General features: G+C 65.5%; 14 protein-coding genes. 9 read left to right on the forward strand and 5 right to left on the reverse strand.

What is annotated here, in order from left to right; translation table 11 throughout:
- The first annotated feature begins 96 nt into the window (after positions 1-96).
- The 3 genes from B0I08_RS17185 to B0I08_RS17195 all read left to right on the forward strand — a co-directional run bounded on the left by B0I08_RS17185 (position 97) and on the right by B0I08_RS17195 (position 5,390).
- Complete coding sequence (locus B0I08_RS17185; protein ID WP_106215121.1) at positions 97-1,089, forward strand: hypothetical protein; 993 nt, start codon at positions 97-99, stop codon at positions 1,087-1,089.
- Entirely contained in the window at positions 1,086-1,442 is a 357-nt protein-coding gene (locus B0I08_RS17190; protein WP_106215123.1) for a GntR family transcriptional regulator, read from the forward strand. The genes B0I08_RS17185 and B0I08_RS17190 overlap by 4 nt, the downstream gene beginning before the upstream one ends.
- 261 nt (positions 1,443-1,703) lie before the next feature.
- The gene (locus tag B0I08_RS17195) at positions 1,704-5,390 is read left to right on the forward strand and encodes a cell wall-binding repeat-containing protein (protein WP_181243476.1); all 3,687 of its coding nucleotides are present in this window, start codon (positions 1,704-1,706) and stop codon (positions 5,388-5,390) included.
- 135 nt (positions 5,391-5,525) lie between these two features.
- Here the strand turns inward: B0I08_RS17195 and B0I08_RS17200 are convergent, their stop codons facing one another.
- Positions 5,526-6,002 (reverse strand): Lrp/AsnC family transcriptional regulator, encoded by a 477-nt coding sequence (locus B0I08_RS17200; protein WP_106215165.1) that lies wholly within the window; start codon positions 6,000-6,002, stop codon positions 5,526-5,528.
- A gap of 109 nt (positions 6,003-6,111) precedes the next feature.
- Between B0I08_RS17200 and B0I08_RS17205 the strand changes: the two genes are divergently transcribed.
- A complete protein-coding gene (locus tag B0I08_RS17205) occupies positions 6,112-6,591 on the forward strand; it encodes a DUF2000 domain-containing protein (RefSeq protein WP_181243477.1) in 480 nt (159 codons plus the stop codon).
- Positions 6,592-6,710: 119 nt separating this feature from the next.
- On the opposite strand, the gene B0I08_RS17210 is transcribed toward B0I08_RS17205, so the two are convergent.
- The gene (locus B0I08_RS17210; protein WP_106215127.1) at positions 6,711-7,361 is read right to left on the reverse strand and encodes an NADPH-dependent F420 reductase; all 651 of its coding nucleotides are present in this window, start codon (positions 7,359-7,361) and stop codon (positions 6,711-6,713) included.
- Positions 7,362-7,952: 591 nt separating this feature from the next.
- Here B0I08_RS17210 and B0I08_RS17215 point away from each other — a divergent pair.
- The gene (locus tag B0I08_RS17215; RefSeq protein WP_106215129.1) at positions 7,953-8,603 is read left to right on the forward strand and encodes a TetR/AcrR family transcriptional regulator; all 651 of its coding nucleotides are present in this window, start codon (positions 7,953-7,955) and stop codon (positions 8,601-8,603) included.
- Here the strand turns inward: B0I08_RS17215 and B0I08_RS17220 are convergent.
- The 3 genes from B0I08_RS17220 to B0I08_RS17230 form a co-directional block, all read right to left on the reverse strand.
- Positions 8,600-9,208: a TetR/AcrR family transcriptional regulator gene (locus B0I08_RS17220; RefSeq protein WP_245884878.1), complete on the reverse strand. Its 609-nt coding sequence runs from the start codon at positions 9,206-9,208 to the stop codon at positions 8,600-8,602. The genes B0I08_RS17215 and B0I08_RS17220 overlap by 4 nt on opposite strands.
- Before the next feature lie 95 nt (positions 9,209-9,303).
- Positions 9,304-12,279 (reverse strand): esterase-like activity of phytase family protein, encoded by a 2,976-nt coding sequence (locus B0I08_RS17225; protein ID WP_219905707.1) that lies wholly within the window; start codon positions 12,277-12,279, stop codon positions 9,304-9,306.
- 117 nt (positions 12,280-12,396) lie between these two features.
- Complete coding sequence (locus tag B0I08_RS17230; RefSeq protein WP_106215133.1) at positions 12,397-12,912, reverse strand: hypothetical protein; 516 nt, start codon at positions 12,910-12,912, stop codon at positions 12,397-12,399.
- Positions 12,913-13,333: 421 nt separating this feature from the next.
- Between B0I08_RS17230 and B0I08_RS17235 the strand changes: the two genes are divergently transcribed.
- The 4 genes from B0I08_RS17235 (at position 13,334) to kdpC (ending at position 17,984) form a co-directional block, all read left to right on the forward strand.
- Complete coding sequence (locus tag B0I08_RS17235) at positions 13,334-13,423, forward strand: potassium-transporting ATPase subunit F (RefSeq protein WP_106215135.1); 90 nt, start codon at positions 13,334-13,336, stop codon at positions 13,421-13,423.
- Positions 13,423-15,096, forward strand: coding sequence for a potassium-transporting ATPase subunit KdpA (gene kdpA / locus B0I08_RS17240; RefSeq protein ID WP_106215137.1), 1,674 nt, complete (start codon positions 13,423-13,425; stop codon positions 15,094-15,096). The genes B0I08_RS17235 and kdpA overlap by 1 nt, the downstream gene beginning before the upstream one ends.
- Positions 15,097-15,099: 3 nt before the next feature.
- Positions 15,100-17,307 (forward strand): potassium-transporting ATPase subunit KdpB, encoded by a 2,208-nt coding sequence (kdpB, locus tag B0I08_RS17245; RefSeq protein ID WP_106215139.1) that lies wholly within the window; start codon positions 15,100-15,102, stop codon positions 17,305-17,307.
- A gap of 71 nt (positions 17,308-17,378) precedes the next feature.
- Positions 17,379-17,984 carry a potassium-transporting ATPase subunit KdpC gene (gene kdpC / locus B0I08_RS17250; RefSeq protein WP_106215141.1) on the forward strand — a complete coding sequence of 202 codons (606 nt, stop codon included), beginning with the start codon at positions 17,379-17,381 and terminating at the stop codon, positions 17,982-17,984.
- Position 17,985: the final 1 nt, after the last annotated feature.

The raw sequence follows: 17,985 nt of genomic DNA on the forward strand, positions 1-17,985 counted from the left end.
CCGCCCCTTGTGTGTTGACCCTTGTATCACTAACCTCATACAAAGCTTGGTACACAACGTGCGGTTCTCGAAGCTTTGTACTCAATGGAGGTACGGATGTTTGCTGCAATCGCTCCGACGGCAGTGGGAATAGCCGGGTCGAACCCGTCTAGCGTTCTGCAGAGCATGGGCGACGACGTGCGACCCTCGACCTGGATCACAGCCGCGATAGTCGGCCTCGTTTTGCTTGTGCTGGCCATCGTCGCAATGCTGCCTTCTGGACAGAGGTTCCTGCTCGCGCGTGCATCCCGCTCCGCTGCGCTGCCGGTACCTCCGCATCTCGAACGCGAGGTACTCCGACCGCAGCTTCATCGAATCGGAGGGCTCGTGATTGGCGGGCTGGTCGGTCTTTTTACTACAACCGTCTTTGTTTGGTACATCGGCGCAGATCGAGGATCTCCAGCGGTCGCGCTCCTGATCGCCGGTTCGGCTGTCGGAGCGAGTTTCGGAGCCTCTGTCGTTGGCCTGGGTGGGGCACTATCGCGCGGGAGCGAGGGAATCCGGGTGGCCCATGCCCATCGTCGTGGGCTCAGAGACTACGCGCCGTTCCGCGAGCGAATTGTCGTGCGGCTGACGGTTCTCGTGGCGACAGCGATTGTAGTTGTGACGACCATTCTGTCCACGTCGGGCGACTTTCTCCTCGCCCTGTTTCCCGCGGCGTTCAGCCCGGCCGCGATCGTAACTGCCCTCGCGCTCATTGCGCTGGGCGCATTCGAGATCGGCGGCCGCTTCATCGCGCAGCGACCCAGTGCCACGACCTCCGAGCTGGGACTGGCGTGGACCGACACTCTCCGCTCCGGAGCAATCCGGGGCTTGGCTGCTTCGGCCTTCTTACTCGGAATGTTCGCCGTCCTTTTCGGATTCGGAGAGATCGTCGCTGCGGTCGCGGCACAATCGGGTGCATTGAACGCTGGCCTCGGGTACTACCCGGAGATTGTTGTGGTGATTTTGCTTATCGCGGCCTTTGGAGGAAGTGCCCGATCGCACTACTCGCGCACTCTTCACAGCTCACTCGACCTCGCAGATCATTCCCCAGGCGACCGCTTGTGATCCTCACCGTCGATCCGCGCTCGGCAACCCCTCCCTTCGAGCAAATCCGGGTGCAAATCATCGGCCTCATCACGAGTGGCGCGATGGTCGTCGGGACGCGACTGCCGACCGTGCGTAGGCTCGCGGCCGACCTCGGGATTGCGCCGAACACGGTCGCCCGCGCCTACAAAGAACTGGAAGCTGCCGAGTTCATCCAGACGCGTGGGCGGGCGGGCTCATTTGTTACGGCACGGCAGGACACACCCGAGTATGAAGCGATGGCTGCGGCAACGGCCTACCTCGCGCGCGCGCGCGAACTCGGGTTCTCTTCGACCGAGGCAGTCGCGTTTGTGACCGCGTCGCTCGACGCCTGAGTGACATCCACCTTAAATACACGCTGCACGGTATGGCTCTCAGCCAAATGATAGGGGCTTGTGAACAGTGTGTTTCAGTCATGTTTCCCCACGCTTTTCGAGATAAATCCACTGCTAGCTTGACGATGCCCATCAGTGGTACGGATCCCGGCTGTGCAAAGAAGCCGCAGGATCCGTGACCGCCTGACTGGCGCACTCTTACATCCTTGTTAAGCCTTCGGCAGGAGCACTTTGTCCCGATCTATGCGTCCCTGGAGGTCCGTGGCTGTCGCCACCGCCCTCGTCGTCGCTTCATCCACCGTATTAGTAGGGGTTCCGGCGTTTGCCGCGCCCCCGACATCCGCCTTCGCCTCAGCCGGCTCGATCGCCTCAGGCGACGACTGGACCGTCGAGGAGGTGTCCGGCGGGTACGAAGTCACGAAGACCCTCTCCGAGCCCCTCGAGATTCGAAGCGACGTGCCCACCCTCTGGGCCGACGGTGTCGACCTCGGCATGGCGACGCAGTCGCTCGACGGACTGACCCTCTCGGTCGTGACCACCGACGCATCCGTCGTCGACACCACGGTCGTCGACCAGGGCTGGTTTGGCGCCGGCGACCCCGCGACCACGACCGACATCGATGACTCGGTACTCGAAGACATCACCAACGGCCTCCCCCCGGTCAGCGCGTTCCCCGCAACTCCGCTCGCAGGCGAGGACCCGTCGACGCTCGGCACCTTCGCGGTCGAACGTCTCGACTACAACCTCGGCCTCGAAGCGCTGCCCATCCGCGGCTTCAACCGCCTGGGCGAGGAGCGCGCCGCCGTCTTCGCGCCGGTCGGTGCAACGGGCGAGCGTCCGGTTGTGGTCTTCCTGCACGGACGCCACTCGTCCTGCGCGGGGCCCGGCAACAACCCGGCATCCTGGCCCTGCGGCCCCACCCAGACCGACATCGAGAGCTACCTCGGCTACAACGACGCCGCGACCATCCTTGCGTCGCACGGCTACGTGGTTGTTTCGATCTCCGCGAACGCGATCAACGCACTCGACGGAAGCCTCGCGGACGACACCGGCGCGCTGGCCCGTGGACAGCTCGTTATGGACCACCTCTCCCTTCTCCGCGCGGCAAACGCCGGCGAAGCGGTGGGCCTCAGCCCCAAGCTGGTCGACCTCCTCGACCTCGACAACATCGGCATGATGGGCCACTCGCGCGGCGGTGAGGGCGTAATGCGCGCCGCGCTGCTCAACTACGAGCAGGACGAGCCCTTCGGGATCCAGTCCGTTCTGCCGCTGGCGCCGACCGACTACACCCGAATGACGGTTCCGGATGTCGCGACCGCAGTCATCCTCCCGTATTGCGACGGCGATGTTGAAGACCAGATGGGCCAGAAGTACATCGACGATTCGCGTCACGCGTACGGGGACGACGTGTTCCGTACCTCGGTGTTGATCATGGGTACGAACCACAACTACTTCAACACCGCGTGGACCCCCGGCAAGTACCCGGTCGCCACCAGCGACGACTGGGCGATCATGGACCGCGACCAGACCAACCCGGTCTGTGGCACCTCCGCACCCAGCCGCCTCAACAGCGACGAACAGTACAACGTGGGTAACGCCTACATGTCGGCCTGGTTCCGCCTCACCCTCGGTGACGAAGACCAGTTCATGCCGCTGTTCGACGGTTCTGACGCCACGGTTGCTTCCGCTGGCCGCGCAGACGTTCGTGTTTCCGCGTACAACGCTCCCTCTGACCGCGTGGACATCAACCTGTTCAACAAGCCGGACACTTCCATTCAGGTGACCGGTGCAGGAACGTACCAGACCTGCGAGAGCATGAGCCCCCTGAGCGTTCCCGCGGTCCTGCCGTATTGCGTCACCAAGCTCGGCTTCGCGCAGGCACCCGACTATGGGTTCCTGAGCGCTCTCTACGGCAACGGTCGTGCCATCGCCGTTCCGTCCACCACGTCGGTGCACTTCACCTACTCCGCCCCGGCGAACGCCACTGCGGCGGCAGGGCAGCTTCGCGTTCCGGTTCCGGCCGCCGCGAGCGACTTCTCGGCGACGGAAAGCCTGTCGTTCCGCGTCTCGCCCGACGACTCGGTGCCCGCCGAGGGGAGCACGGAACTCACCGTGACGCTGGTCGACAGCGTCGGCGGTACCGCTGCGGTGTCCGCGTCGACGTTCGGTGACGCACTGACCGTTCTTCCCGGCACGACCGACCCGCTCCGTAAGGTGCTGCTCCAGCAGATCGAAATCCCGGTGACCGCGTTCGTCGGTGTCGATCTGACCGACGTCACGCAGGTTCGCTTCACCGGCTCCCGCGTCGCCGGAGGAGTGCTGCTCTCCGACCTCGTGCTGCAGAAAGAGACCACCCTCGGTTCGCCGAAGATCTCAACCCTGCCCACCGTGGCGATGACCGACGTTCAGGTCGAGGAAGGCTCCGGCCTCACTACCGTCGACCTGCCGGTCGTTCTCTCCAAGCCCGCGACGATTGCGTCAAAGGTCTACGTGAGCTCGATTGCATCCACCAACACCAAGCTGCCCGGCAACATGCAGGCGCTGGAGTTCGCTCCGGGTGACGTGTGCAAGGTCATCACCGTTCCGCTTCAGGGCGACCGGGCGACGAGCACCACGGCAGCAGCGTCCTACATCACGAACACCTCCAACACCCAGCGCGGCGTCACCATTGGCGACTCGTTCGGCAAGGTCGTTGTTCGGGAGGATGACGGCGTGGTTTCTCAGGGCACGACGCGCGCGTCCAATCCCGCGGTAGGAATTCAGGGCGATGCCTGCGCTGAGGCCCTGGCCACCGCCGGTGCACTCACCATCTCCTCCTCTACCGTGGAGCGTGGCGACATCATCACCGTCACGGGTTCGGGCTACCGCTCGGGCGAGTCGGTCGAGTTGCTCTTCGGCAGCACGAGCGTCGGTCGCGTCGTGAGCGCCGCAGATGGAACTGTCTCGTTCGAGGTCACCGTTCCTGCGGCGACGACGTTCGGCACGGCCGAGCTGCGCGCCACCGGCGCCGGTTCGTCGTTCGCCAGCCTCGGAACAATCTCTGTTGTTCCACTGGTAGACCGGATCGCCGGCGCCGACCGCTACGAGGTCGCGGTTAACGCGTCAAAGGAGGGATTCCCTGAAGGCTCGGACGTCGTCATCATCGCGTCGGGAGAAACCTTCCCGGACGCGCTGTCTGCCGCCCCCGCAGCAGCGGTGCTGGATGCTCCGATTCTCCTCACGACATCGAGCTCCGTGCCCGATTCGGTGAAGGCCGAGCTCGAGCGCCTGTCGCCCGAGTCGATCCTCATCGTGGGTGGTGAGCGCAGCGTGACCCCCGCGGTCGAGGCTGTTCTCGCCGAGTACGGCGAGATCGAACGCGCCGCCGGAGCAGACCGCTACGAAGCGTCGCGTGCGATCGCCACAACCGCGTTCCCCGAGGGTGCCGATGTCGCGGTGCTCGCAACCGGCACCAACTTCCCGGATGCGCTGTCCGCTGGCGCCGCAATTGGCTCCCAGGGCCCGATCATCCTGGTCAACGGAACGCAGGGCGGTCTCGATGCGGCCACCGAGGCGCTCCTCGTCGATCTCGGAGTTCAGGAAGTCGTGATCGCCGGTGGCGAGAGCTCGGTGTCGGCCGGCATTATGGCTGACGTTGCAAAGATCGCCGAGGTCGTGCGACTCGGCGGAGCGGACCGCTACGCGGCCTCGGTCGCCATCAACCAGCACTTCTTCGAAGCGGCAGACCGTGTGCTCATCGCAACCGGGCTGAACTTCCCTGACGCGCTGTCTGGGTCTGCGCTGGCTCCGAAGGTCGATGCGCCGCTGTTCACGGTTCCCGGAACCTGCATCCCGGCGGCTACTCTCGCCGAGATCACGGCGCTGGGCGCTTCGCAGGTGACACTGCTCGGTGGCGTGAACTCGCTGTCCGTCGCAGTGGAGTCGCTGACAGCCTGCCAGGCCGGCTGATGAATCGCTAACGATCCAACATCCCGGCACCATCGGCCGGGGAGGACGGGACTTTCCCCGCCCTCCCCGGCCGTTTCTTCGCCTCGAGCGCGGCCGGGTCTTCAGCGTGGCCAGGTCTTGAGCGCGGCCGAGTCTTCAGCGCGGCCGAGTCTTCCGGGCGGTCATCGGCGTGACCGAACGGTTCTGGATGTGCTCGTAGACGACCGAGGTGCGCACGTCGGCGACCTCACGACGGTGGGTGAGTTCGTCGATGACAAAGGCATACAGGTCGTCGTTGTCGCGGACGGCGACGTGGATGATGAAGTCTTCCGTGCCGGTGGTGACGAAGACGCCGAGGGTCTGCGGAAGACCGCTCACCCAGTCACGGAATGCTTCGATGACGTCTCGCGAGGGCGGACGAATTCGCACGGCAACGAGGGCCTGCACTCCCCTGCCGATTGCCGCGAGGTCGACGTCGAGACTTGCTCCGCGAATGACGCCGCGGGCCCGCAGGCTCCGGGTGCGTTCGAGGGCGGTCGTCGGAGACACCCCGACGGCGGCGGCGAGGTCGCGGTTGCTCTTCCGTGCATCTGACTGCAGTTCCCGCAGAATTGCGATGTCTAGTTCGTCCATGCGCTTCATTATGGCGTGTGACTGTTCATAAATTCGGTGGAGCCGCAGCATCCGCCTCAATCGATGTATCTTTTCCTCACCTTGACGAACAACTGACCAGAGGAATCGAATGAGTGACGTGGTGGCAGCAGCAATCGGCTTCGACCCGGAGGAGATCGACACGGCGATGTCGACCCGGGCTGCGCGGCTGAAGTGGGTGATCGTGGTGAACGATTCGATCCCCGCCGGGCGGGCTGTGAACGCGGCGATCTGCGCCGCCGGTGCCACGGTGGCCGGAGTCGGAGGCCTGCTCGGGCCGGGCGCGACCGATGGCGAGGGGACGTGGCATCCGGGGCTGCCGTGGGTGGGATGTTCCATCCTGGTGGCCGACAGCACGACGTTGCGGGCAATCCGCGCGAAGGGCGAGGCGCACGAGGGCACCTTTGTTGCCGACATGCCCAGCGCCGCGCAAGAGACCCGGGTCTACGACGACTATGTCAACGCCCTCGGGTCGAGTGATTCCGACGGGATCGAGTACCTCGCCGTAAGCCTGGTCGGCCCGAAGAACCGCATCGACAAGATCGTCGGGCGGCTCCCGCTGATGCCGTGAGGCGCGACGGCGCCCAGGTATCAACTTGGGTCGTTTTGAGTTCGCGCAAAGCGACGAAAGATGAGACCTGAGCTCCGCAAGCGACGAAAGTTGATCCTCGCGCCGCGCGAGGGCGCTACTCAGGCGGCTAGGCGCTCGGTTTGGAAACGCACGAGTTCCGCGCGCAGGGACTGCTCGGTCTGGGGGCCGCCAAAGATGATGGTTCCGGGTTCGAACGCGGCGCCCGCGGCGAGCGCACCGGCGTGCACCGGGTCATACCCGAGGCTGTCGATGAATTCCATAACGACGGATGCCGCGTCCGCGTCGTCACTGGCGATGGCGAGGGCTCGGCGCTCGGGTGAACCTGCGGGCAAATCATCCGCCTCAAGATCGTGATACCCGATGTGGTTCAGGGTCTTTACCAGGCGTGCGCCCGGGAGGTAGGCAGCGATGGTTTCGCTGCTGGTGCCGGTCTCAAAGTCATCCTGGGTGCCATCGATCGGGGACCAGTAGTTCATCGCGTCGATCACGATCTTGCCGACGAGCAGCGCGGGGTCGAGCGAGCGGTACTTGTGCAGGGGCAGCGCGAGCACCACGATGTCCGCCTGGGCGACGGCCTCGACGGCGTCGACGGCTCGAGCTCTCGGAACCACCACCTCAACGATTAGCGAGATGGTGCGGGCGGGTCCGGAACCTGCGATGTTCACCGCGAAACCGGCCTTCAGCGCGGCGCGGGCCACCGAGGTGCCGACGCGCCCAGCGCCCAGAATTCCCAAAGTCAATGCGTTCACATGCTTCGTAACAGTGGGGATGGCTAATTTCTTCCCGGGTCAGGGATCAGCCGGTCGGTTCGTTGACTCCAGGTGGCCGGAGAGATCCCTCTTTCTCACCGGCAGGCCGCCAGTGTGGCGGGACTGGAAACGGAGGCTTCATCTCGCCCACCCACGAAATCCCCAATGAGTCCTTCTGTAGGGAATCGGCCAGCGCTCCGAGGGGCTCGTTCATCGTTTGCGCCCAATCCGCTCCCGTAGAAGTCGGATCGCCCTCAACTGCGTGCGGCGGAAACGTGATCCTCCGCCCGAGAACGCCAGCCTCCCAACGAACGCACTCGTAGATAACGCACGCACTCTGCCGCGTATCTGCCCACGCATCGTGGATAGTCACGCCCGCATGCGGATCACTCGTAATTGCCGACTGCACGGATGCGATAACCAAATTCGCATCTTCAAATCCGTTCATGTACCCATCGTCTGTTCATTCAACTGGGACGATCAACATGGAAACCAAGGACATCGGCATGGTTGCTGCTTGCGTGGCGATCACCACCGAACTCGGGTCCAACGTCCCGGTCATATCTGTCACCCGTAAAGTAGAGTGCCACCATGGACGTCAGGCAGCTACGCACGCGGGACGCTCTCGCCCGCGCCATCCGCGACCTGGCGAGCCAGCGCACCCTTGCCGACATCACGGTCACCGACGTCGCCCTGCACGCCGGCATCTCGCGTCCAACCTTCTACGCGCACGCAGCCAGCCCAGGCGCGCTGCTCGGTGCCGTGCTCGGGGCGGAGTTGCAGGCCCTCCGCGAGGAATTCGACCGGCTGTCCGAACAGTCCGCCGCTGATGAAACGATCCCGCTGGAGCGATTCCAGTCGGCGCTGGTCGAGCACGTCTACCGCAACGCCGCCATTTACCGCCACAACCTCCGCCACCGGCTGCCCCCGGAGCTGCGCGACGTGCTCATCGACCACATCGAGTGGGGGCTGGTCGATCACCTCACCCGGCACCCCGATATTGCCCCGCGCGATCCAGAGGCGGAATCCGACGCGAAGAGCGCGGGCGAGAACGAAAACAATTCAAAGGTGGATGCCTCGGAAGCGCGTTACCGCGAAGCCGCCCTGTACTCCGCCATGGCTGCCTCCGGCACGGTAGCCGCACTCGAAACCTGGCTACGGGCTCCGGATCCACTGCACCCCGCGCGCGCGGTCAGCGCGATCCGCCGCGGCACCGCGGAGTGGTGGACCGCAGCGCGCTAGGTTTGCTGCGGCGCGGTGACCCGGCGCACCAGGTCTTCCCAGCCGTTGGCGATGCGCTCCATCGAGACGCTGCCGACGCGGTTCTCGTGCAGCACCAGTGCGGCATCGAGGGTGGAGTTCAGAGTGGTGGCAAGCACCGGGACATCCCCCTGCACCCCACCAGAGCGGAGTAACATCGTGATGTGCAAGACCGAGGCCGCGCGGGCCGGGGACGAGTAGCGGGACTCCGCCGAAGCTTCAGCCGCACGGAGAAGATCGCCCTGCACACCGAGTAGGTCGAGGCGGGCACGTCCGAACGCGATGAGGCGGTCGACCGGATTGGCGCCGGGCCCAAGCGGGGGCGGCCCGGCCAGGAAGCCGCGCTGAAACTCTTCTTCTGTACTGTTCAGCAACGTCAGCAGCAGCTGGCTGCGCGAGCCGAAACGGCGAAAGACGGTGCCCTTACCGAGGCCGGCCTCGCGGGCGACGGCGTCCATGGTGAGGGCGTCGACACCGGAGGCATCCAGGATGGTTCGCGCCGCGTCGAGAATCCGGGCACGGTTGCGCACGGCATCCGCCCGTTCGGTCTCGGCCGGTGGCCCCACCTGTAGCATCCGTTGATCCACGGTCGGACCTTAGCATCCGGCGTGAGGTGAACTCAGCCCCGTCCGCAGGACTGAGTTCACCCACGCGCTCGGCTCAGGGTGTGGTTGGCGCGGGACTAGTTGGCACCAGTCTGGTTGCCGCGGCCGAAGCCGCGACCGCGGACCAGCAGCGCTGCCGCACCGGCGACCAGCAACAGCAACGCACTGCTCAGCGAGGTTGCGAAGCCGTCGACGCCCGTGCTGGCGAGGGTGCCCTTGGCGGGGGATGCCCCGGCGCCCGTCACCGCGGCGGCCACGATGGTGATCGTGGTCTCCACCGAGACGCCGTCCGGCCCAGTCACCACGATGCGCTGGGCACCGAGGTCGACGCCCGCGGGCACCGTGAAGGTCACGGCGAATGCGCCCGTTGCGCCTGTTCGCACCGTGCCGAGGACCACCGGGCTGGATGCGGAGCCGGACGCCGACGCAAGCGTCACCGTGAGGCCCACGTTCGGCGCGAAGCCCGCGCCGGAGAGCGGCAGGGTGCCTCCGATGGCCACGGTTAGGTCTGCGTCACCGACAGTAAGGGTAGGTGCCGAGTCGCCGGGGTTCGTCGGATCGGTCGGGTCCGTCGGGTCCGTCGGGTCTGTTGGGTCGGTCGGGTCGGTCGGGTCGGTGCCGAAGATCTCCGCGGCGGTTCCCAGCTCGAGGAATACGGTCTCGCCCGTGGCAGAAACGAGGCCGTCGTTGTCGGTGACCGCGTAGACCATTCCGTCCGCGCCGATGGTGAGGCCCTCGAGCTTTTCCTGGGTCCAGCCGTTGACTGCTTCGAGATCCGGGAGCACGTCGTAGGCGAGCGTTTTCTGCAGGAGGGGCAGTGCGGCAGCAGCGCCAGCAGCAGGAGCAGCAGCGCTGGCAGCAACCGCGGGGATCTCGACCGTGTAGATGCGCTTGAGGGCGGCGGTCGGACCGTTCAACTTGTCGCGTTCGATGACGGCGAGGGTCGAGTCATCCACCGCCACAATTTCAGAGAGGCCGACCCAGTCGGCTCCGCCCGATGACTTCTCCAGCTGGTAGCCGAACCAGGACCAGACTCCGGTGGTCACGTCGTAGCGACCGATCCGGGTGACGTCGTCGCCGTCGACCTGTGTGGTCGCGGAGGCCGGATCGGTCCAGAGCGGACGCTGCACGGCCACGAACAGCTGCTCGTTACCCGCCGCATCGGTTAGTGCGGTGACGCCCTCGAATCCCCATTTGGAGATGTGCTCGGCCACCTCGGTCGGCAGTGCGACGGTCTGCACGATCGCGCCCGCGGCATCGGTGCGGTAGAGCAGGTTTCCGGCTCCGGTCACACCCTCAGCGGCAAGCCAGAAGCCGCCCTGTTCACGGGCGTAGACACCTTCGATGTCGAGCGCCGCCGGGGCGCCGTCCTTCGTCACGACGAGGGTGCCGTCGATCAGGGCTGGAGTCTTCGTGACATCCACCGAATAAATCGTGCTCGGCGATACCGCGCTGTCGCTTGCGGTGAAAATGTGGGTGGGGTCGCCGGGCGCTGCGCTCAGCGCACCGAGCGCCTGCCAGCCGATCGGCAGTCCGTTTGTGGTCGCGGACACGATGCTGGGCTGGCCGGCCACGTTGCCACCCTGATCGAGCTGCGCACCCTGCTCAAAGAGGGTGACGGAGGCACGCACACTGACGCTCGCGTCGTCGGTCTCGCTCGAGACGACGAGCAGGTTGCGCGACGGCACGCTGAGCAGGCCCTCGGGTCCGTTGGTCGCGAAGAGCAGCTGCTCGAACACCGGGGCGACCGGGTTGGTGAGGTTGTAGACGGCGACGAAGTTGCTGCGCTCGGAGGCGACGAATCCGTAGCGAACCCCGTTGAACGTGGCGATGGTCAGTCCCTCGGGCTCGCTGCCCTTCTTCGCCGCACGGTCGTTGTTGGAGACGCCGTGAGTGACCGCGAGGTGTTCGAAGGTGTTGCCGGCATCCCACGACACCGCCCCGCTGGCCGCGTCGAAGATGGTCCAGCCGCGGCTGCCGCCCTTCCAGTCGCCCTCATTGGCCGTGGCGAGGTGGGTGTCATCCACCCAGGCGATCGAGTCGGGCTCGCGGGGCGTGTTGGTGATCGACCCGGTCAGGTTGATCTTTTTGTCCTTGGTGGTGTCGATGCCGGACACCGAGACACTGCCGGCGCTGAACGCCTTGACGATTTCCCGGGTGGGCAGGTCGATGACAACGATGCCGTTGTTCTCCTGCAGGGTGACGGCCAGCTGGTTCTTGCTGTTGATCGCCACGTACTCGGGCTCTGGGTCAATCGGGGTGTCGAAGCCGGCCGCGGTGAAGGCGGCGAGCGCAGTGCCGTCGGTGTTCACCAGCGCAATCGGCGTCGCTGTCCAGCTCGTGGGGTTCGCATTCAGATTGATGGTCTGGATGAATCCTGCCGGCAGCTGCGGAAGGTCACCCTCCGCAGCTCCCGTCGGCGTAGCCGTTTCGTCCCGCTGGTTCTCCATGGCGATCGCGGCGTAGGCCCCGTCGGCACTAATGGCGATCGAGTCGGGCTGGCCGCCCAGGTCGATACTGGTCACCAGGGAGCGGTCGCTGATGCGGATGACATCGAGGCGTCCCGCGGCCTCCACGAAGTTTCCGCCGCTCTCGTCAACAACCACCAGAACGTAGTCGCCGTAGACGGCCACCGACGTGGGCTGGTCGTCGGCGTGACCGAGCGCGGCGAGCGAGATGCTGCCGGTACCGACCGGGTTGCTCGGGTCGGTGATGTTGATGAAGCCGATGCGCTTGCCCGGCGCGTCGGTGTAGATCACGGTGTTGCCGTCGTCTGTGACGTCCGAGATCTCCGCTGCGGTGGCCGCTGCGGGATCCACGCCCGCCGGAACGTTATGGAACACCGGGTAGGTCGCGGTGCGCGAGAAGGACTGGCTCGCCGGGTCAACCGCTGCCGCTGCCGCTGCGGGTGCGGCGGCTGCGCGGGGCGTAGCCGTCCAGGCACCCGCGGGCACACCCGCTGCCGCGAACGCGGGGGCAGCAAGAAGGCATCCAAGAGCGACGGACGCCCCGGCGGTCAAAACGGCGCGTTGCGCCAGTGTCGAAAATCGCAAGTGCTTGCCCCAGGTGTCTGATCGTCGGCGGAAACTCCACGGTGTTGTGGTACCCGGCACCGATCCTTCCGGCGTGGAGCGGCGGGCGCGTGGCACCTGTGTGAATGGCGCCTTGCCTCACGGTGTCCAAAAGGTAAACGAGGTTCGAGCGGGTTCGCTGGGAATTGCGAGCAAGTCTCCGGCGCGAACGTCCTGAGGAAGGTCTGCCGCGCGCCCGTTTGTGCCGGTTCCGGCGTCGGGTTCGAGTGGACGGCAGGCGACGAGCGTGAGGCCGTTGTGCGCGGTCGATACCCTCCCGATCAGCCGCGCTTCCAACCAGATGAGAGCGGGATCGTCGAGACGCGCGTCGGTCCTGACAACGACGGGGCCGGACGGTGCGTGTTCCACGCTGGTGACGCGCACAACCAACACGGTCGTTCGGTCGGTCGTCGAAGGCCTGCCTCCGGTCCGTGGGACGACGGCAGCTCCGCTGTGAACGCACGGAGTGCCACACACCTCGACCAGTCGCAGAAGGGAAATGCCGGACACCACAACGTCGGTGACGGTCGCAACCGTCGCCTCCGGCCATAGGTCGGCGGAGAGAGGATCGGGCAGCGAGCGGCGAAGCGAGGGAATCATGCGGGTCAGAGTCATAAGACCGGAGTACGCCCGAATCATTCCGCTCAGCGCGTCCCTAACGACACTCCTACGCCGCGGCGGCACATCCTTACGTTTCCGGAACAATCGGGCCGACCGCTGGTCTGTCGCGGCCTGCTCTGCACTTCCTCAACCGCCGCCTCAGCGCCGCCCGCTGCGCCGCCAGTGTTAGGAACCCGTTAGGGTTCCGGCCCCGCCCGTAAGGACTCCATGAGGATCCGTCTTTCGGCTGCCCCACGGGTATTTACTCATCTGCTGTGCCTCATTCAGGCGCCGGGTCCCCACGGGACCGTGAAGGTGGGGCCGTCGTTGGCCCGTTTACCGGAGAGAAGTTGTCAGTGCTCGACATTGTGTACGTCCTCGTCGCGATTGCCGCTTTTGCGGTTGTCGGTTTAGTCGCTCGAGGGGTGGAAAAGCTGTGATCGTGTTTGACGTCATCGCTGCCGGGCTCGCCGTCGGCGCCCTCGTGTATCTCGTCTTCGCCCTCGTGAAGCCGGAGAGATTCTGATGACCATCCTGTTCGGAATCCTCCAGATCCTCACGGTGGCACTTGTCATCGCGCTGATCTACCGCCCCCTGGGCGATTACATGGCGCACATCTTCACGACGAAGAAAGACCTCGGGGTCGAGCGCGGCTTCTACCGAATAATCGGCGTCGATTCGAGTTCGGGTCAGGCGTGGCGCAGCTACCTGCGCAGCGTGCTGGTCTTCTCCCTCGTCGGTGTGCTGCTGGTGTACGCGATCCAGCGCGCCCAGGCGGTTCTGCCCTACTCTCTCGGGTTCCCCGCCATCCCCGAGGGCCTGTCCTTCAACACCGCCATCTCGTTCGTGTCAAACACGAACTGGCAGTCCTACTCCCCCGACGTCACCATGGGTTACGCGGTGCAGATCCTCGGCCTCGTGGTGCAGAACTTCGTGTCGGCGGCCGTGGGTATCGCCGTCGCAGTGGCTCTGATCCGCGGTCTCGCACTGCGTTCGTCCGGAACCATCGGCAACTTCTGGGTCGACTTGACCCGCGCTACGCTGCGTCTGCTGTTGCCCCTGGCCGCGGCATCCGCTCTGATTCTCATCATCGGCGGGGTGATCCAGAACTTCGCCGGATTCACAACGGTGACGACGCTGACCGGGGGGTCGGCGACAATTCCGGGAGGGCCGGCAGCTTCGCAAGAGGCGATCAAGCTGCTGGGTACCAACGGGGGCGGCTTCTTCAACGCCAACTCGGCGCACCCGTTCGAGAACCCTACGGCCTGGACGAGCCTGTTCCAGATCGTGCTGATGCTCGCGATTCCTTTCTCGCTGCCCCGCACGTTCGGCCAGATGGTCGGCGACAAGCGCCAGGGCAACGCGATCGTGGCCGTGATGGCGACCATCTTCACCGTGTCGCTCGCTGCTATGACCTGGTTCGAGACCACCACCGGAGGCGCGGCCACCCGTCTCGCAGGATCGGCGATGGAGGGCAAGGAGGACCGGTTCGGCATCTGGGGTTCGACCCTGTTCGGATCCACGAGCACCCTGACCTCCACGGGCGCGGTGAACGCGATGCACGATTCGTTCACGTCTCTGGGCGGGATGATGGCGATGCTGAACATGATGCTCGGCGAGATCGCTCCCGGCGGAGTCGGCTCCGGGCTCTACGGACTGCTCGTGCTCGCTATCGTCACCGTGTTCATCGCCGGTCTACTGGTCGGACGCACCCCCGAGTATCTGGGCAAGAAGATCGGCCCACGGGAGATCAAGCTCGCCAGCATCTACATTTTGATCACCCCGACGCTGGTGCTGGTCGGAACGGCGCTGAGCTTCGCGATTCCTGCGGTTCGTGAAGACGTGTTCGGCACGTCCATCTGGAACCCGGGGCTGCACGGCTTCTCCGAGGTGCTCTACGCGTTCACCTCCGCCGCGAACAACAACGGCTCGGCCTTCGCCGGCCTTACAGCCAACACGCCGTGGTTCAACACGGCCCTCGGCATCGCAATGCTGTTCGGGCGCTTCCTGCCGATCGTGTTTGTGCTCGCCCTCGCCGGCTCTTTCGCCGCGCAGGACAGGGTGCCCGCGACCGCCGGAACCCTGCCCACCCACCGGCCGCAATTCGTCGGCCTGCTCCTCGGGGTGTCGATCATCGTGACCGCACTCACCTACTTCCCTGTTTTGGCTTTGGGACCGCTTGCTGAAGGGCTGCACTAAACCATGTCCGCACTGACCACCACCGACGCTCCCGAACACAACCCGGAGCCCACTCCCCCCACCTCAGAATCCGCTTCCGCGTCTGCCTCTGCAAATGGGAAGGGCGCCTTCACCGCCGCCCAGCTCGTCGCCGCCCTGCCCGGGGCGATGCGCAAGCTCGATCCGCGCCAGATGTGGCGCAACCCGGTCATGTTCATCGTCGAGATCGGGGCGGCGTACACCACCGTTCTCGCGATCGCGGAACCCTTCCTCGGAGGGGCGGCCGACTCAGGCGGCAGCAGTGTGCCCGGCTCGTTCACCTGGGGCATCGCCCTCTGGCTCTGGCTCACCGTGATCTTTGCAAACCTCGCGGAAGCGGTAGCCGAGGGCCGAGGCAAAGCACAGGCCGAAAGCCTCCGCGCGACCCGCACCAGCACGACCGCCGCGCGCGTCACGAGTTACGACGCGCAGGGCGACCCGGCCGCAACGAATGCGGCGACCGCGCCGGTTTCCTCCGCCGATCTCACCCTCGGCGACATCGTCGTGGCGGTGGCGGGCGATCTCATTCCCGGAGACGGCGACATCATCTGGGGAATTGCCTCGGTGGATGAATCGGCGATCACCGGCGAGTCCGCACCAGTCATCCGCGAGTCGGGTGGAGATCGCAGCGCGGTAACCGGCGGCACCCGGGTGCTGTCCGACCGCATCGTGATTCGCATCACGAGCAAGCCTGGAGAGACGTTCGTTGACCGCATGATCACACTGGTGGAGGGGGCATCCCGCCAGAAAACACCGAATGAGATCGCTCTCAACATCCTGTTGGCCAGCCTGTCGATCATCTTCGTGGTCGTCGCGTTGACACTGAACCCCATCGCCGGTTATTCCGACGCCGCGGTGAGTGTGCCGGTTCTGATCGCTCTGCTGGTCTGCCTCATCCCCACGACGATTGGGGCGCTTCTGTCCGCGATCGGCATCGCGGGAATGGACCGTCTCGTGCAGCGCAATGTGCTCGCGATGTCGGGCCGGGCCGTGGAAGCGGCCGGCGACGTCACCACGCTGCTGCTCGACAAAACGGGCACTATCACCTACGGCAATCGCCGTGCCGCCGAGTTCACCGCTCTGCGCGGCATCTCGCTGCACACGCTGATCCAGGCGGCGGCGGTGTCGTCGCTGAGCGACCCGACGCCGGAGGGTAAGTCGATCGTCGACCTCGCCAAGGAGCAGGGCTTCACGGATTCGGCCGCGCCCACGGGTGAGATCGTTCCGTTCACCGCGCAGACCCGGATGAGTGGGCTGGACCTGGCCGACGGATCCCAGATCCGCAAGGGCGCAGGCTCCGCGGTGATCGCGTGGATCGAGCAGGAGCAGGCTCTCGGGCAGGGGCACCCGCTGCCCAGCAGCGAGCTGGACGAGCTCGAGGCCAACATCGAACGCATCTCCAACGCGGGCGGTACACCGCTCGTGGTTGCGACGAAGGCGGCAGACGGCACCGGGCAGATCCTCGGCGTGGTGTACCTCAAGGACATCGTGAAGGAGGGCCTGCGCGAGCGGTTCGCCGAGTTGCGCTCGATGGGCATCCGCACCGTGATGATCACGGGCGACAACCCGCTGACAGCGAAGGCGATCGCGGCCGAGGCCGGGGTGGACGACTACCTCGCTGAGGCGACCCCCGAGGACAAGCTCGCGCTGATCCGCAAGGAACAGGATGGCGGAAACCTCGTCGCGATGACCGGTGACGGCACGAACGATGCGCCGGCGCTGGCCCAGGCCGACGTCGGAGTGGCCATGAACACGGGAACGTCTGCGGCAAAGGAGGCGGGCAACATGGTTGACCTCGACTCCGACCCGACGAAGCTCATCGACATCGTGCGCATCGGCAAGCAACTGCTGATTACCCGCGGCGCGCTGACGACCTTCTCGATCGCAAACGACGTGGCGAAGTACTTCGCGATCATCCCCGCGATGTTCGCCGGGGTGTTTCCTGGGCTCGCGATGCTGAACATCATGCAGCTGCACTCCCCGGCATCCGCAATCCTGTCGGCCATCATCTTCAACGCGATCATCATCGTGGTGCTGATCCCGCTGGCCCTGCGCGGCGTCTCGTACCGCGCCCTGTCGGCGTCGAAGATCCTCAGCCGCAACATCCTCGTCTACGGCCTCGGCGGGATCGTTGCGCCGTTCATCGGGATCAAGCTGATCGACCTGGTCGTCAGCGTGATTCCCGGGTTCTAGCGCCCGTTGCTCGCGACACCGTTCCCCACCACACCGTTTTTCTCGACCCAGCACTAAGGAATCCAACACTCATGTCACCACGTTCAACCGCCCGCCAGTACGGGGTCGCCATTCGGGCCATGCTCGTCTTCACGCTCGTGCTCGGAGTCGGCTACACCGCGGTTATCACGGCCGTGGGACAACTCGCGCTGCCCGCGCACGCCAACGGTTCGCTCGCCCGGGTCGACGGCGAGGTAGTCGGGTCGAGCCTGATCGGCCAGGCATTTGTGGATGCCGATGGGGCCGCTTTGCCGGAATGGTTCCAGTCACGGCCCTCCGCAGCGGGCGACGGCTACGACGGCGCGGCATCCAGCGGCAGCAATTACGGGCCGGAGAATGAAGACCTGATCGCCGCGATTGAGGAGCGACGGGATGCGATCGTTGCCCTCGACGACGTCTCCACGGACAGCATTCCCGCCGACGCGCTCACCGCATCGGCCTCGGGCCTCGATCCGCACATCAGCCCTGACTACGCGCAGCTGCAGGTGGCGCGAGTCGCTGAGGCCCGCGACATCCCCGAGTCTGATGTTCAGGCTCTTGTCGACGAGTCATTGCAGGGCCGAGACCTCGGATACCTGGGCGAGCCGACGGTAAACGTGCTTGAGCTGAACATCGCTCTGAGCCAGCTGAAGGGATAGG

The organism is Glaciihabitans tibetensis (assembly GCF_003003265.1).
In the GTDB taxonomy this organism is placed as follows: domain Bacteria; phylum Actinomycetota; class Actinomycetes; order Actinomycetales; family Microbacteriaceae; genus Glaciihabitans; species Glaciihabitans tibetensis.

Excerpts from the sequence above, each read along its gene's own strand:
- B0I08_RS17185 (WP_106215121.1), top strand. The coding sequence starts at position 97 with ATGTTTGCTGCAATCGCTCCGACGGCAGTGGGAATAGCCGGGTCGAAC.
- B0I08_RS17200 (WP_106215165.1), bottom strand. The coding sequence starts at position 6,002 with ATGGACGAACTAGACATCGCAATTCTGCGGGAACTGCAGTCAGATGCA.
- B0I08_RS17205 (WP_181243477.1), top strand. The coding sequence starts at position 6,112 with ATGAGTGACGTGGTGGCAGCAGCAATCGGCTTCGACCCGGAGGAGATC.
- B0I08_RS17215 (WP_106215129.1), top strand. The coding sequence starts at position 7,953 with ATGGACGTCAGGCAGCTACGCACGCGGGACGCTCTCGCCCGCGCCATC.
- B0I08_RS17230 (WP_106215133.1), bottom strand. The coding sequence starts at position 12,912 with ATGACTCTGACCCGCATGATTCCCTCGCTTCGCCGCTCGCTGCCCGAT.
- kdpA (WP_106215137.1), top strand. The coding sequence starts at position 13,423 with ATGACCATCCTGTTCGGAATCCTCCAGATCCTCACGGTGGCACTTGTC.
- kdpB (WP_106215139.1), top strand. The coding sequence starts at position 15,100 with ATGTCCGCACTGACCACCACCGACGCTCCCGAACACAACCCGGAGCCC.
- kdpC (WP_106215141.1), top strand. The coding sequence starts at position 17,379 with ATGTCACCACGTTCAACCGCCCGCCAGTACGGGGTCGCCATTCGGGCC.